At 73.2% G+C, this 13527-nt stretch carries 9 protein-coding genes; 5 read left to right on the plus strand and 4 right to left on the minus strand.

Going from position 1 to position 13527, the window contains the following annotated elements:
• Positions 1-4: 4 nt before the first annotated feature.
• A complete protein-coding gene (locus ACZ6I1_RS12525) occupies positions 5-1621 on the minus strand; it encodes a carboxyl transferase domain-containing protein (RefSeq protein ID WP_469286208.1) in 1617 nt (538 codons plus the stop codon).
• A 99-nt stretch (positions 1622-1720) separates the two neighbouring features.
• Between ACZ6I1_RS12525 and ACZ6I1_RS12530 the strand changes: the two genes are divergently transcribed.
• Positions 1721-2299, plus strand: coding sequence for an SACE_7040 family transcriptional regulator (locus ACZ6I1_RS12530; protein WP_362587294.1), 579 nt, complete (start codon positions 1721-1723; stop codon positions 2297-2299).
• A 56-nt stretch (positions 2300-2355) separates the two neighbouring features.
• Positions 2356-3168, plus strand: a complete 813-nt coding sequence (locus ACZ6I1_RS12535; RefSeq protein ID WP_469286212.1) for a phosphatase — start codon at positions 2356-2358, stop codon at positions 3166-3168.
• Between the two features lie 97 nt (positions 3169-3265).
• On the opposite strand, the gene tesB is transcribed toward ACZ6I1_RS12535, so the two are convergent.
• From tesB to ACZ6I1_RS12550, 3 genes are read right to left on the minus strand one after another with little or no spacing between them, the layout of a single operon-like run.
• Positions 3266-4141 carry an acyl-CoA thioesterase II gene (gene tesB / locus ACZ6I1_RS12540; protein WP_469286214.1) on the minus strand — a complete coding sequence of 292 codons (876 nt, stop codon included), beginning with the start codon at positions 4139-4141 and terminating at the stop codon, positions 3266-3268.
• 5 nt (positions 4142-4146) lie between these two features.
• Positions 4147-5304, minus strand: coding sequence for an acyl-CoA dehydrogenase family protein (locus ACZ6I1_RS12545; protein WP_469286216.1), 1158 nt, complete (start codon positions 5302-5304; stop codon positions 4147-4149).
• 55 nt (positions 5305-5359) lie between these two features.
• Positions 5360-6754, minus strand: a complete 1395-nt coding sequence (locus tag ACZ6I1_RS12550) for a PucR family transcriptional regulator ligand-binding domain-containing protein (RefSeq protein ID WP_469286218.1) — start codon at positions 6752-6754, stop codon at positions 5360-5362.
• A gap of 144 nt (positions 6755-6898) precedes the next feature.
• Between ACZ6I1_RS12550 and speB the strand changes: the two genes are divergently transcribed.
• From speB to ACZ6I1_RS12565, 3 genes are all read left to right on the plus strand, one after another.
• Complete coding sequence (gene speB, locus ACZ6I1_RS12555) at positions 6899-7861, plus strand: agmatinase (protein ID WP_361713502.1); 963 nt, start codon at positions 6899-6901, stop codon at positions 7859-7861.
• A 5-nt stretch (positions 7862-7866) separates the two neighbouring features.
• Positions 7867-9549, plus strand: coding sequence for a thiamine pyrophosphate-binding protein (locus ACZ6I1_RS12560; RefSeq protein ID WP_469286221.1), 1683 nt, complete (start codon positions 7867-7869; stop codon positions 9547-9549).
• 68 nt (positions 9550-9617) lie between these two features.
• Positions 9618-13526 carry an ABC transporter ATP-binding protein gene (locus ACZ6I1_RS12565; protein WP_469286223.1) on the plus strand — a complete coding sequence of 1303 codons (3909 nt, stop codon included), beginning with the start codon at positions 9618-9620 and terminating at the stop codon, positions 13524-13526.
• Position 13527 lies beyond the last annotated feature (1 nt).

Raw genomic sequence — 13527 nt, forward strand, 5'->3', positions numbered from 1 at the left:
GTCCTCACATCCGGAAGATGCCGAAGCCGCGATCGCCCAGCGGGGCGTTCGCGCACGCGGTCAGGGCCAGCCCGAGCACCTGCCGGGTCTCCAGCGGGTCGATGACCCCGTCGTCCCACAGCCGCGCCGTGGCGTAGTAGGCGTTGCCCTGCTCTTCGTACTGCGCCCGGACCGGGGCCTTGAAGGCCTCCTCGTCCTCGGCCGGCCACTCCTGGCCCGCGCCCTCGATCTGGTCCCGCTTGACCGTGGCCAGGACGGAGGCCGCCTGCTCCCCGCCCATCACGGAGATCTTGGCGTTGGGCCACATCCACAGGAAGCGCGGCGAGTACGCCCGGCCGCACATCGAGTAGTTGCCGGCCCCGTACGAGCCGCCGACGACCACGGTCAGCTTCGGGACCCGGGTGCAGGCCACCGCCGTGACCATCTTGGCGCCGTGCTTGGCGATGCCGCCCGCCTCGTAGTCGCGGCCGACCATGAACCCGGAGATGTTCTGGAGGAACAGCAGCGGGATGCCGCGCTGGTCGCACAGCTCGATGAAGTGCGCGCCCTTCTGGGCGGATTCGGAGAACAGGATGCCGTTGTTGGCGACGATCCCGACCGGGTGCCCGTGGATCCGCGCGAAGCCGGTGACCAGGGTCTGCCCGAACTCCGCCTTGAACTCCTGGAAGCGGGAGCCGTCCACGATCCGCGCGATGATCTCGCGGGCGTCGTAGGGGGTGCGCGAGTCGACGGGGACCGCGCCGTACAGCCCGTACGGGTCCACCTTCGGCTCTTCCGGGGCCTCGACCGACCAGGGCAGGGCCCCGCGCTCAGGCAGGGTCGCCACGATGTTCCGTACGATCCGCAGCGCGTGCGCGTCGTCCTCCGCGAGGTGGTCGGTGACGCCGGAGGTCCGCGAGTGGACCTCGCCGCCGCCGAGCTCCTCCGCCGTGACCACCTCACCGGTGGCGGCCTTCACCAGCGGCGGGCCGCCGAGGAAGATGGTGCCCTGGCCGCGGACGATGACGGCCTCGTCGCTCATGGCGGGCACGTACGCGCCGCCCGCCGTGCAGGAGCCGAGGACGGCGGCGATCTGCGGGATGCCGGCCCCCGACATGCGCGCCTGGTTGTAGAAGATGCGGCCGAAGTGGTCGCGGTCCGGGAAGACCTCGTCCTGCATGGGCAGGAAGGCGCCGCCCGAGTCGACCAGGTAGAGGCAGGGGAGACGGTTCTCCAGTGCCACCTCCTGGGCGCGCAGGTGCTTCTTCACGGTCATCGGGTAGTACGTGCCGCCCTTGACGGTGGCGTCGTTCGCGACGATCACGCACTCGCGGCCGCTGACCCGGCCGATGCCCGCGATGACCCCGGCGGCGGGGGCCGCGCCCCCGTACATGCCCTCGGCGGCCAGCGGGGCCAGCTCCAGGAAGGGGGATCCGGGGTCCAGGAGGGTGTCCACGCGGTCGCGGGGGAGGAGCTTCCCGCGGGCGGTGTGGCGGGCGCGGGCCTTCTCTCCGCCGCCGAGCCGCGCCGCGTCGAGCCGGGCCCGCAGGCCTTCGGTGAGCTCGCGGTGGGCGGCCTCGTTGGTCCGCCAGGCCTCGGACGCCGGGTCCGCGGCGCTCGTCAGCACTGGTGCCTGCTGCATCGGTCGAGCTCCCTTGCTCGGTGCACGCTGTTAATGAGCGTTAACGCATGTACCGCTTAGGTTAACGACCGCTAACGGCCCTGTCTAGAATGGTTTCCCATGAGCACCAGTGCCGCCGCCCCGACCCGTCGGGAGCAGATCCTCAGCGAGGCCGCCCGCCTCTTCGCCGCGCGCGGATTCCACGGCGTCGGGGTCGACGAGATAGGGGCGGCGGTCGGGATCAGCGGCCCCGGCCTCTACCGGCATTTCGCGGGCAAGGACGCCATGCTGGCCGAGCTGCTGGTCGGCATCAGCGAACGGCTGCTGACCGGCGGCCGGCGCCGCGTGGAGGAGGCGGCGGGCGACCCCGCGCTGGTCCTGTCCTCCCTCATCGACGGGCACATCGACTTCGCCCTCGACGACCGGGCGCTGATCACCCTGCACGACCGGGAGCTCGACCGGCTGCGGGACACGGACCGCAAGCTCGTCCGGCAGCTGCAGCGCCAGTACGTCGAGCTGTGGGTGGACGTCGTACGGGAACTGCACCCGCAGGTGGGCGAGGCGGAGGTACGGGTCTCCGTGCACGCCGTCTTCGGCCTGCTGAACTCCACCCCGCACCTGGCCGCCCTGGGCAGGGAGGCGACGGAGTCACTGCTCCGGCGGCTCGCGCACGGGGCGTTCGGGGCGCTGACCGTGTGAACCGGCGCGTCCGCGGGTCGGGATGGACGCGGCGCCTCCGCCCCGGCGGCGGCAGAATGGGCCGCATGCCGAAGCCGATAGAGACGCCCGTACCCAGCCGCGCAGAGCTCGTCGACCACCTGGTCCTCACGCGCATCGCCGGCCAGGTCGCCACCCCGCGCGAGAACAACCTCTCCCACTACCGCAAGCTCGCCAACGGCGACCGGCACTACTGGCTCGGGCTGGAACTGGGCGACCGCTGGACCGACGAGCAGGACGTGCTCGCCGTGATGGCGGAGCGCTGCGGGGTCGTGGACGACCCGGCGCACCGCTTCGGCCAGGACACCATCGACCCCGAGCTGACGGTGGCCGGCCTGGACCGGATGGCGGCCCGGCTGCGGAAGGCCGCGCTGGACCGGCAGAGCGTGCTGCTCGCCACCGGGCACCCGGGCGGGCTGCTGGACGTCCACCGGGCCACGGCGGCGGCCCTGCGGGCGGCGGGCTGCGAGATCGTGGTGATCCCGGCCGGGCTGACGGCCGACGAGGGCTCGGTGTGGCAGTTCGCGGACGTCGCCGTGCTGGAGCGGGGCGCGACGCTGTGGCACACCCACTCCCCGGAGCCGATGGCCGCCATCCTGGACGGGCTCGCGGCGGCCGACCGCCCGCAGCCGGACCTGGTCGTCGCCGACCACGGCTGGGCGGGCTGCGCGGCGCAGCGCGGGCTGGACGCGGTGGGTTACGCGGACTGCAACGACCCGGCGCTCTTCCTCGGCGAGGCCGAAGGCACCCTCCAGGTGGCGGTCCCGCTGGACGACCACGTCCGCGACCCGCGCTTCTACGACCCGCTGGTGGCCTACCTGTTGTCCGCGGCCGGGCTCCTGGAGGCGTAGGGCCTGCCGGGCCGGGGTGCGGCGCCGCTGCCGGAGCCCCGCCCCGGATCCCGCGCCGTACGCGCCGCCGCGGGACCTCGTGTGACGGTATGTCCGGTCAGGCGCGCGGAATGCGTACGACACCCTCCTGGATGACGGTCACGGCCAGCCGGCCGTCCTGGGTCCAGATGCGGGCCTGGCCGAGCCCCCGGCCGGCGGCGGCCGACGGGGACTCCTGGTCGTACAGCAGCCACTCGTCCGCGCGGAACGGCCGGTGGAACCACATCGCGTGGTCCAGCGAGGCGCCGACCACGTCGCCGACCGCCCACCCGCCGCGCCCGTGCGCGAGCAGCACCGAGTCCAGCAGGGTCATGTCGGAGACGTACGTGGCCAGACAGGTGTGCAGCAGCGGATCGTCCGCGAGCTTGCCCTCGGTACGGAACCAGACCTGGGAGCGCGGCTCCCGCGGCTCGCCGACCGAACCCCACGGCGGGGTGGTCGCGTACCGCAGGTCCACCGCCCCGCGGGACTCCAGCAGCCGCTCGACGGTGCCCGGGTCACGGAAGATCCCGCGGTAGGCGGGCAGCGACTCGGCGGCCGTCGGCAGGGTCTCGGGGTCCGGCGCGGCCGGCATCGGGGCCTGGTGTTCCAGCCCCTCCTCGTACGTCTGGAAGGACGCGGAGAGGTGGAAGATCGGCTGCCCGTGCTGGACGGCGACCACGCGCCGGGTGGTGAAGGAGCGCCCGTCGCGGATCCGGTCCACGGAGTACACGATCGGCGCGCCGGAGTCGCCGGTCCGCAGGAAGTACGAGTGCAGCGAGTGCGGCAGACGGTCCGCGGGGACCGTGCGGCCGGCCGCGACCAGTGCCTGCGCCGCGACCTGGCCGCCGAACACGCGCGGCACCAGGGAGGTGCGGCTCGTGCCGCGGAAGATGTTCTCCTCGATCTGCTCCAGGTCGAGCAGATCGAGGAGATCCGTCAGTGCCTCGTTCAAGTGGGTTACAGGCCCATCGACTTGGCGATGATCGACTTCATGATCTCGCTGGTGCCGCCGTAGATGCGGTTGACGCGGTTGTCGGCGTACAGGCGGGCGATCGGGTACTCGTTCATGTAGCCGTAGCCGCCGTGCAGCTGGAGGCAGCGGTCGATGACGCGGTGCGCGACCTCGGTGCAGAACAGCTTGGCGCTGGCGGCCTCGGCCGGGGTCAGCTCGCCCGCGTCCAGGGCCTCCAGGGCGCGGTCGGCCACGGCCTGGGCCGCGTCCACCTCGGCCTGGCAGGCGGCCAGCTCGAACTTGGTGTTCTGGAAGTGCGCGACCGGCTTGCCGAAGACGGTGCGGTCCGTGACGTACTGCTGGGCGAACCGGACGGCCGCGGCGGCCTGGGCGTACGCGCCGAAGGCGATGCCCCAGCGCTCGGAGGCGAGGTTGTGGCCGAGGTAGTAGAAGCCCTTGCCCTCCTCGCCGAGCAGGTCCTCGACCGGCACCTTCACGTCGACGAACGCCAGCTCGGCGGTGTCGGAGGTGCGCAGGCCGAGCTTGTCCAGCTTGCGGCCGATGGAGTAGCCCTCGGACTTGGTGTCCACCGCGAACAGGGAGATGCCGAAGCGGCGGTCGTCCTCGCGAGGGGCGGAGGTGCGGGCGCAGACGATCACGCGGTCGGCGTGGACGCCGCCGGTGATGAAGGTCTTCGCGCCGTTGAGGACGTAGTGGGTGCCGTCCTCGGAGAGCTTGGCGGTGGTCTTCATGCCCGCGACGTCGGAGCCGGTGCCCGGCTCGGTCATGGCGAGCGCCCACATCTCCTCGCCGGAGACGAACTTCTCGAGGTAACGCTTCTTCTGCTCGTTGGTGGCGAGCATCTTGATGTAGGGGAGCGCGAGCAGGACGTGGACGCCGGAGCCGCCGAAGTTGACGCCCGCGCGCGAGGTCTCCTCGTAGAGGACGGCCTCGAACTTGTGGGTGTCCAGGCCCGCGCCGCCGAACTCCTCGGGCACGTTGATGCCGAAGACGCCCAGCTCACCGAGCTTGTAGTAGAAGTCGCGCGGCGCCTGGCCGGCCTGGAACCACTCGTCGTAGACGGGGACGACCTCGGCCTCGATGAAGGCGCGGATGGTCTCGCGGAACGCCTCGTGGTCCTCGTTGAAAACGGTACGGCGCACGGCCGGCCTCCTTCGGTCGCGGCAGTCCGCCGCTTATGTCTAAGCGCTTGCTCAATTAAGTTACCGGCGGGTTGTCCCTCCTGTCCAGAGTCGCACCGGAGCCGGACCGCAGGGCGAACCACAGTTCCATCCGCACGTCCGCGTCGTCCAGATCGCGGTCGAGGAGGGCCGCGGCGCGGGCGATGCGCTGGCGGACGGTGTTGCGGTGGACGGACAGGGCGGCGGCGGTGCGGTCCCAGCTGCCGTGGTGGGCCAGCCAGGCGTGCACGGTGGTGCGCAGGACCGGGTTCAGCGGGCCGAGCAGGGCCTCGGCGTGCGCACGGGCCTCGGCCGGATCCAGCAGGGCGGCCAGACCGCCCTCGCTGTGGCGGGCCAGCGCGGTACGGGCCGCCTCCGCCCGGTGCAGCGCCCGCCGGGCCTGCGCCCCGGCCCGGGGCAGCTCCGCCGGCGCTGCCGGTGCGCTCACCCCGAGCCGCCAGCCGGGCTGCGGACCGGGCTCCCGCTCGGTGAGCAGGCGTACGGAATCCCCGCGCGGGTCCAGCAGTACGGTGCCCAGCGCCGCCGCGAGGGCCTGCGGATCACCGGAGCCCCTGGCGTGCACGACGTGCCAGGGCCCGGGGGCCAGCGCGGCCGCCGGGTCCCCGTCGAGGAGGAGCCGGGTGAGCGCGGCGGCCGCGTCCCCGGCGGGCCGCTCGGCGGTGAGCAGGGTCAGCAGGACGGCGGCGATGGCGGTGATGGCGTGGTCGCCCGGGACCCGCCGCGGGGTGGCGGTGCCCAGGACCCGGCCCGTGCCCAGGGCGTAACCGGCCAGCTGCCAGCCCGCCGCCGAGTCGGTGGCCGTGGCCGGACCGCCCGGCGCCCCGCTGCGGCCGAGCAGGGAGGCCAGCGCTTCGGAGGCCTGCGCCGGCAGGGCGCGGCCCGCCGAGCGGCCGGCGGGGAGCAGGCTGACGTGGCCGCCCAGGCTCGCCGCGAGGCGGGCCAGCACGGCGGGGACCGGATCGGGCCGGGCGGCCGCTGCCGCGAGGGACTGCTGGGCCTCGGTGACCCGGCGCAGCTCGCGCGTACGGGCCTCCGCCATCAGCCTCCACACCGTACGGGCCACCGCCGTGAACGGGGTTCCCGGCGGGACCTCCAGCAGCGGCAGCCCGTACCGGTCGCACGCCTCGGCCAGGCCCGGCGGCGCCGCCTCGTGCACCGGGGCCACGCCGAAACCGAGCGCCGCCACCCCGGCCCGCGCGAGCCGGGCCACGTACGCCTCGGCGTCGGTCAGCGCCGCACCCGCCGTGAGCAGCAGCTCGCCGCCCAGCAGGTACGGGGACGGGTCCGCCATCTCGGAGGCGTGCACCCCGTGCACATCGGCCTCGGCCGGCCCCGCGAGGTGGCGCAGGCCCAGCTCCCGGTCGGGGAGCAGCGCGCCGAGGGGGACCGGCGGGGTGGGAGGGGCCTCCATGGATACTCCGTACAGGTTCGAGGTGCTCTATGGATGAAACGTACACTTCGCCGCTCACGGGCACCGGCTTACGCTCGAAGGACCGCACTGACCGCACCTACCCGCACGCACCCCACGTGCAGGACTTCCAGGAGGGCACCCCCCATGAGCACGCAGCCGCGCGGCCCCGTCGACTCCTCCCGCATCCCGCGCTACGCGGGCCCGGCGACCTTCGCCCGGCTGCCGCGCCTCGACGAGGTCGGCTCCGCCGACGTCGCCGTCGTCGGCGTGCCCTTCGACTCCGGCGTCTCCTACCGCCCCGGCGCCCGCTTCGGCGGCAACGCGATCCGCGAGGCCTCGCGCCTGCTGCGCCCGTACAACCCGGCCCAGGACGCCTCCCCGTTCGCCCTGGCGCAGGTCGCGGACGCCGGTGACATCGCCGTGAACCCCTTCAACATCAACGAGGCCGTCGAGACGGTCGAGGCCGCGGCCGACGAACTGCTCGGCGCCGGCTCCCGCCTGATGACCCTCGGCGGCGACCACACCATCGCCCTCCCGCTGCTGCGGTCGGTCGCCAAGAAGCACGGGCCGGTCGCGCTGCTCCACTTCGACGCGCACCTGGACACCTGGGACACCTACTTCGGCGCCGAGTACACCCACGGCACCCCGTTCCGCCGCGCCGTCGAGGAGGGCATCCTCGACACCGAGGCGCTCTCGCACGTCGGCACCCGCGGCCCCCTGTACGGCAAGCAGGACCTGGACGACGACGCCAAGATGGGCTTCGGCATCGTCACCTCCGCCGACGTCTACCGCCGCGGCGCCGACGAGGTCGCCGACCAGCTGCGCCAGCGCATCGGCGACCGCCCCCTCTACATCTCCATCGACATCGACGTGCTCGACCCCGCGCACGCCCCCGGCACCGGCACCCCGGAGGCGGGCGGCATGACCTCCCGCGAGCTGCTGGAGATCATCCGCGGTCTGTCCTCCTGCAACCTCGTTTCCGCCGACGTGGTGGAGGTGGCCCCGGCGTACGATCACGCGGAGATCACCTCGGTCGCGGCCTCGCACACCGCGTACGAGCTCACCACGATCATGAGCCGGCAGATCGCGCAGTCGAAGGGCAAGTAAGAGAAGTGACGCACGACCACGACCTGGTTCTCCGTCCCACCGAGGCCCAGACGGCCGCCGCGCTGGCTCCGCCGCCGGGCCGCACGGGCGGGGACCTGGTCGTGGAGACGCTGCGTTCGCTGGGCGCGACCACCGTCTTCGGGCTGCCGGGCCAGCACGCGCTGGCCGTCTTCGACGCCGTCGGCCGCTCGGACCTGCGCCTCGTCACCCTGCGCACGGAGAACAACGCGGGCTTCGCGGCGGACGCGTACGGCCGCATCACGGGCGAGGCCGTGCCGCTGCTGCTGTCGACCGGGCCCGGCGCCTTGATGGCCCTGCCGGCGCTCGCGGAGGCCGCGGCCGCCTCCGCCCCGGTCCTGGCCATCTCCTCCCAGGTGCCGGTGGCGGGCCTGGGCGGCGGCCGCCGGGGCCACCTGCACGAGCTGCGCGACCAGGCGGCGTCCTTCCGGGACGTGGTCAAGTCCGTCCACGTGGCCCGTACCCCCTCGCAGATCCCGTCGGTGGTCGCCGAGGCCTGGGAATCGGCCCTCACCGCACCGCACGGCCCGGTCTGGGTGGAGATCCCGGAGGACGTGCTGCGCGGCGAGACGTTCATCCCGCAGGTCACGGGCATGGACGCGACCCCGCACGAACTCGCCCCGCGCCCGGAGCTCACCGCCGTCGCCGCCCACTGGCTGTCCCAGGCCGCCCGCCCGGTGATCATCGCGGGCGGCGGCGTCATCCGCTCCGACGCGGCGGGCAAGCTGCGGCAGCTGGCGGAACGCCTGAACATCCCCGTGGCCACCACCTTCGGCGGCAAGGGCGCCTTCCCCTGGACCCACCCGCTCTCCCTCCAGTCCTGGCTGGAGGACCGCCACATGACCGACTTCCTGGAGGACGCGGACGTCCTCCTCGTCGTCGGCTCCGGCCTGGGAGAGCTGTCCTCGAACTACCACACCTTCTTCCCCACCGGCCGGGTCATCCAGATCGAGGCGGACCTCGGCAAGCTGGAGTCCAACCACGCGGCCCTGGGCATCCACGCGGACGCCCGCCTCGCCCTCCAGGCCCTCCTGGAGACGGTGACCGAGCGGTCGGACCCGTACGCTCCGGACCGCGTGAAGATGGTCCTGTCCGAGATCGCGGACCGCCTGTCCACCCAGGACGTCACCCTGGAACAGGACCTGCTGACCTCGATCCGCGCCGCTCTCCCGCCCCGCTCCCCGTCCTTCTGGGACATGACGATCCTGTCCTACTGGGCGTGGTCGGCCTTCGACGCCAAGCACCCCAACACCATGCACTCGGCCCAGGGCGCGGGCGGCCTCGGCTACGCCTTCCCGGCGGCCCTCGGCGCGGCCGTCGCGGAACCGGGCACCCCGGTCCTGGCGGTCTCCGGCGACGGCGGCGCGATGTACTCGATCGCGGAACTGGCCACGGCGCGCCAGCACGACCTGGACGTCACCTGGCTGATCGTCGACGACGGCGGCTACGGCATCCTCCGCGAGTACATGACGCACTCCTTCGGCCGCGCCACCGGAACCGACCTCACCCGCCCCGACTTCGTGGCCCTGGCCGAGTCCTTCGGCGTCCCGGGCGCCAGGACGACCCCGGAAGCCCTGAAGACCGACCTGAAGAAGGCCCTCGGCACACCGGGCCCCTCGGTCCTGGTCCTCCCCGCCACCCTCAAGATGTTCGCCCCGACCCACATCTGAACCGGAATCGTCCTGACGGGTGAAGCCCGCTCGCGGCGTCCGGACCCCAGTGCGATTGTTGCGGCGGGATGAAATCCGCCGGTCGGGGCGTTGGGGCTTCCGGCAGGACAGGACGAACGGGGAGGCATCACGTGACGGCGGCGGCTGGGGAGAAACAGGGCTGGGGCAGGCGGCTCGCCGCGTACACGTGGCGCTACAAGGTCAACGTGCTGCTCGCGCTCGGGTCCTCGCTGGCCGGCATGGCCGTCATGGCGCTCGTGCCCCTGGTCACCAAGGTGATCATCGACGACGTCATCGGGGACCGGTCCAAGCCCATGGGCCCCTGGGCGGGCATGCTCATAGCCGCCGCCCTCCTCGTGTACGCGCTGACCTATGTACGCAGGTACTACGGGGGGCGGCTCGCCCTCGACGTCCAGCACGACCTGCGCACCGACATGTACGACACCATCGCCCGCCTCGACGGGCGCCGGCAGGACGAACTGTCCACCGGACAGGTCGTCGGGCGGGCCACGAGCGACCTCCAGCTGATCCAGGGCCTGCTCTTCATGCTCCCGATGACCATCGGGAACTTCCTGCTCTTCGGGATATCCCTGGGGATCATGCTGGCGCTCTCGCCGCTGCTGACCCTCGTCGCCCTGCTGATGGCCCCCGCCCTCTGGTTCATCGCCAAGCGCAGCCGCAAGAAGCTCTTCCCCGCCACCTGGTACGCCCAGGGCCAGGCCGCCGCCGTCGCGAGCGTCGTCGACGGCGCCGTGACCGGCGTCCGCGTCGTCAAGGGCTTCGGCCAGGAGGAGCAGGAGACCGCCAAGCTGCGCACCGCCGGGCGGGGGCTGTTCGCCGCCCGGATGCGCACCATCAGGCTGAATTCGCGCTACACCCCCGCCCTCCAGGCCGTACCCGCCCTCGGCCAGGTCGCCATGCTGGCGCTCGGCGGCTGGATGGCCACCCGCGGCCAGGTCACCCTCGGCACCTTCGTCGCCTTCTCCACCTACCTCGCCCAGCTCGTCGGCCCCGTCCGCATGCTCGCCATGGTGCTGACGGTGGGGCAGCAGGCGCGGGCCGGTGTGGAGCGGGTCTTCGAGCTCATCGACACCGAGCCCGTCATCGCGGAAGGCACGCGCGAGCTGCCCGCCGACGCGCCCGCCACCCTCACGTTCGACGACGTCCGCTTCGGGTACGACGCCGAGCGGCCCGTCCTCGACGGGTTCTCGCTCTCCGTCGCCGAGGGGGAGACCGTCGCCGTCGTCGGGGCCTCCGGGAGCGGGAAGTCCACCGTCTCGCTGCTGCTGCCGCGGTTCTACGACGTCGACGCCGGGTCCGTGCGCGTCGGCGGGTACGACGTGCGCGAGCTGACGTACGCCTCCCTGCGCGGGGCCATCGGACTGGTGCCGGAGGATTCGTTCCTCTTCTCCGACACCCTCCGCGCCAACATCGCGTACGGCCACCCCGACGCCACCGACGAGCAGATCGAGGCCGCCGCCCGCGCCGCACAGGCCGACGGGTTCATCCGGGCCCTGCCCGCCGGGTACGACACCAAGGTCGGCGAGCAGGGGCTCACCCTCTCCGGCGGCCAGCGCCAGCGCGTCGCGCTCGCCCGGGCCATCCTCACCGACCCCCGGCTGCTGCTCCTCGACGACGCCACCTCCGCCGTGGACGCCCGCGTCGAGCACGAGATCCACGAGGCGCTGCGCTCCGTCATGGCCGGGCGGACCACCCTGCTGATCGCCCACCGCCGCTCCACCCTCGCGCTGGCCGACCGGATCGCCGTACTCGACCGCGGCCGGCTCTCCGACATCGGCACCCACGAGGAGCTGGAGCGCCGCTCCGCCCTCTACCGCAGGCTGCTGACCGACCCCGACGCGCTCGGCGCCGGATCGCCGCGCACCCGTGACGCCCTGCCCATGGCCGAGTTCGAGCGGGACATCGAGCGGGACATCGAGCTCGAAGCCGAGATCGACTCCGAGCCCGTCAGCGCCAAGCGCCGGGTCGCGGGCGGGATCACCCCTGAGCTGTGGAAGCGGCAGGAGCAGTCCGACGGCGCCGCCGCTTCCGCTTCCGCGCCGGCCGCCGCGTCCGCTTCCGTGCCGGGCGCCGTCCCCGGCACGGGCCCCCAGCCGCCGATGGGGGGATCCCCGGCCACACCCGAGCTGCTCGCGCAGGTCGCCGCCCTGCCGCCGGCCGACGACGAGCCCGACGTGGACGAGACCCGCGCCGCGTCCGCCGAGAAGAGCTACGGCCTGCGCCGCCTGCTCGGCGGATTCTGGACGCCGCTCGCGATCAGCCTCGGCCTGGTGGCCGTCGACGCGGGCTCCGGGCTGCTCCTGCCGATCCTGATCCGCCACGGCATCGACCAGGGCGTGGAGAAGGCCGCCCTCGGCGCGGTGTGGGCCGCCGCCGCGCTCGCCCTCGCGGTCGTCGTCGGGCAGTGGGCCGCGCAGTTCGCCGAGACCCGGATGACGGGCCGTACCGGCGAGCGCGTGCTGTACGCCCTCCGCGTCAAGATCTTCGCCCAGCTCCAGCGCCTCGGCCTCGACTACTACGAGCGCGAGCTGACCGGCAAGATCATGACCCGGATGACCACCGACGTGGACGCCCTGTCCAGCTTCCTGCAGACCGGGCTCGTCACCGCCGTCGTCTCCGTCTTCACCTTCTTCGGCATCCTGATCGCCCTGCTCGTCCTCGACCTCGAGCTCGCCCTGATCGTCTTCGCCACGCTGCCGGTGCTGGTGGTCGGCACGATCGTGTTCCGCCGCAAGTCGGTCGCCGCGTACGAGCTCGCCCGCGACCGGGTCAGTCTGGTCAACGCCGACCTCCAGGAGTCCGTCGCCGGGCTCCGCATCGTCCAGGCCTTCCGCCGCGAGGGCTCCGGCGCCCGCCGCTTCAAGGAGCGCAGCGACGCGTACCGCGAGGCCCGGGTCCGCGGCCAGTGGCTGATATCCGTCTACTTCCCCTTCGTGCAGCTGCTGTCCTCGGGCGCCGCGGCCGCCGTGCTGATCGTCGGCGCCGGCCGGGTCGAGGCGGGCACGCTCACCACCGGTGCGCTGGTCGCGTACCTGCTCTACATCGACCTGTTCTTCGCCCCCGTCCAGCAGCTGTCCCAGGTCTTCGACGGCTACCAGCAGGCCACCGTCTCCCTCGGCCGCATCCAGGACCTGCTGCGCGAGCCGACCACCACCCCGCGCGCCGACAAGCCCCGTGCGCTGCCCGAACTGCGCGGTGAGATCGCCTTCGAGGACGTCCGCTTCGCCTACGGCACCGCCGAGGAGCGCGGTGAGAAGGGTGACGCACTGGCCGGCATCAGCCTGCGCATACCCGCCGGGCAGACGGTCGCCTTCGTCGGCGAGACCGGCGCCGGCAAGTCCACGCTGGTCAAGATGGTGGCCCGGTTCTACGACCCGACCTCCGGCCGGATCACCGCCGACGGGGCCGATCTGCGGGAGCTCGACCTGACGGCGTACCGCCACCGGCTCGGTGTCGTCCCCCAGGAGCCCTACCTCTTCCCCGGTACCGTCCGCGACGCCATCGCCTACGGGCGGCCCGACGCCGAGGACGCCGAGGTGGAGGCCGCGGCCCGCGCGGTCGGCGCCCACGACATGATCGCCACGCTCGACGGCGGCTACCTGCACACCGTCGCCGAGCGCGGACGCAACCTCTCCGCCGGGCAGCGCCAGCTGATCGCACTGGCCCGGGCCGAACTCGTCGACCCGGACGTGCTGCTGCTCGACGAGGCCACCGCGGCCCTGGACCTCGCCACCGAGGCCCAGGTCACCCAGGCCACCGACCGGCTCGCCGGCAAGCGCACCACGCTGGTGGTGGCGCACCGGCTGACCACGGCCGCCCGCGCCGACCGGGTCGTGGTCATGGACCGCGGCCGGGTCGTCGAGGACGGTACGCACACCGAACTCCTGGCCCTCGGCGGCCGGTACGCCGAGCTGTGGCGCACCTTCGCCGGCGAGGACGAGCGCGCCGCGGCCTGAC

It is taken from the genome of Streptomyces sp. NPDC046303 (assembly GCF_055588085.1).

Excerpts from the sequence above, each read along its gene's own strand:
- ACZ6I1_RS12525 (WP_469286208.1), bottom strand. The coding sequence starts at position 1,621 with ATGCAGCAGGCACCAGTGCTGACGAGCGCCGCGGACCCGGCGTCCGAG.
- ACZ6I1_RS12530 (WP_362587294.1), top strand. The coding sequence starts at position 1,721 with ATGAGCACCAGTGCCGCCGCCCCGACCCGTCGGGAGCAGATCCTCAGC.
- ACZ6I1_RS12535 (WP_469286212.1), top strand. The coding sequence starts at position 2,356 with ATGGGCCGCATGCCGAAGCCGATAGAGACGCCCGTACCCAGCCGCGCA.
- ACZ6I1_RS12550 (WP_469286218.1), bottom strand. The coding sequence starts at position 6,754 with ATGGAGGCCCCTCCCACCCCGCCGGTCCCCCTCGGCGCGCTGCTCCCC.
- speB (WP_361713502.1), top strand. The coding sequence starts at position 6,899 with ATGAGCACGCAGCCGCGCGGCCCCGTCGACTCCTCCCGCATCCCGCGC.
- ACZ6I1_RS12565 (WP_469286223.1), top strand. The coding sequence starts at position 9,618 with ATGAAATCCGCCGGTCGGGGCGTTGGGGCTTCCGGCAGGACAGGACGA.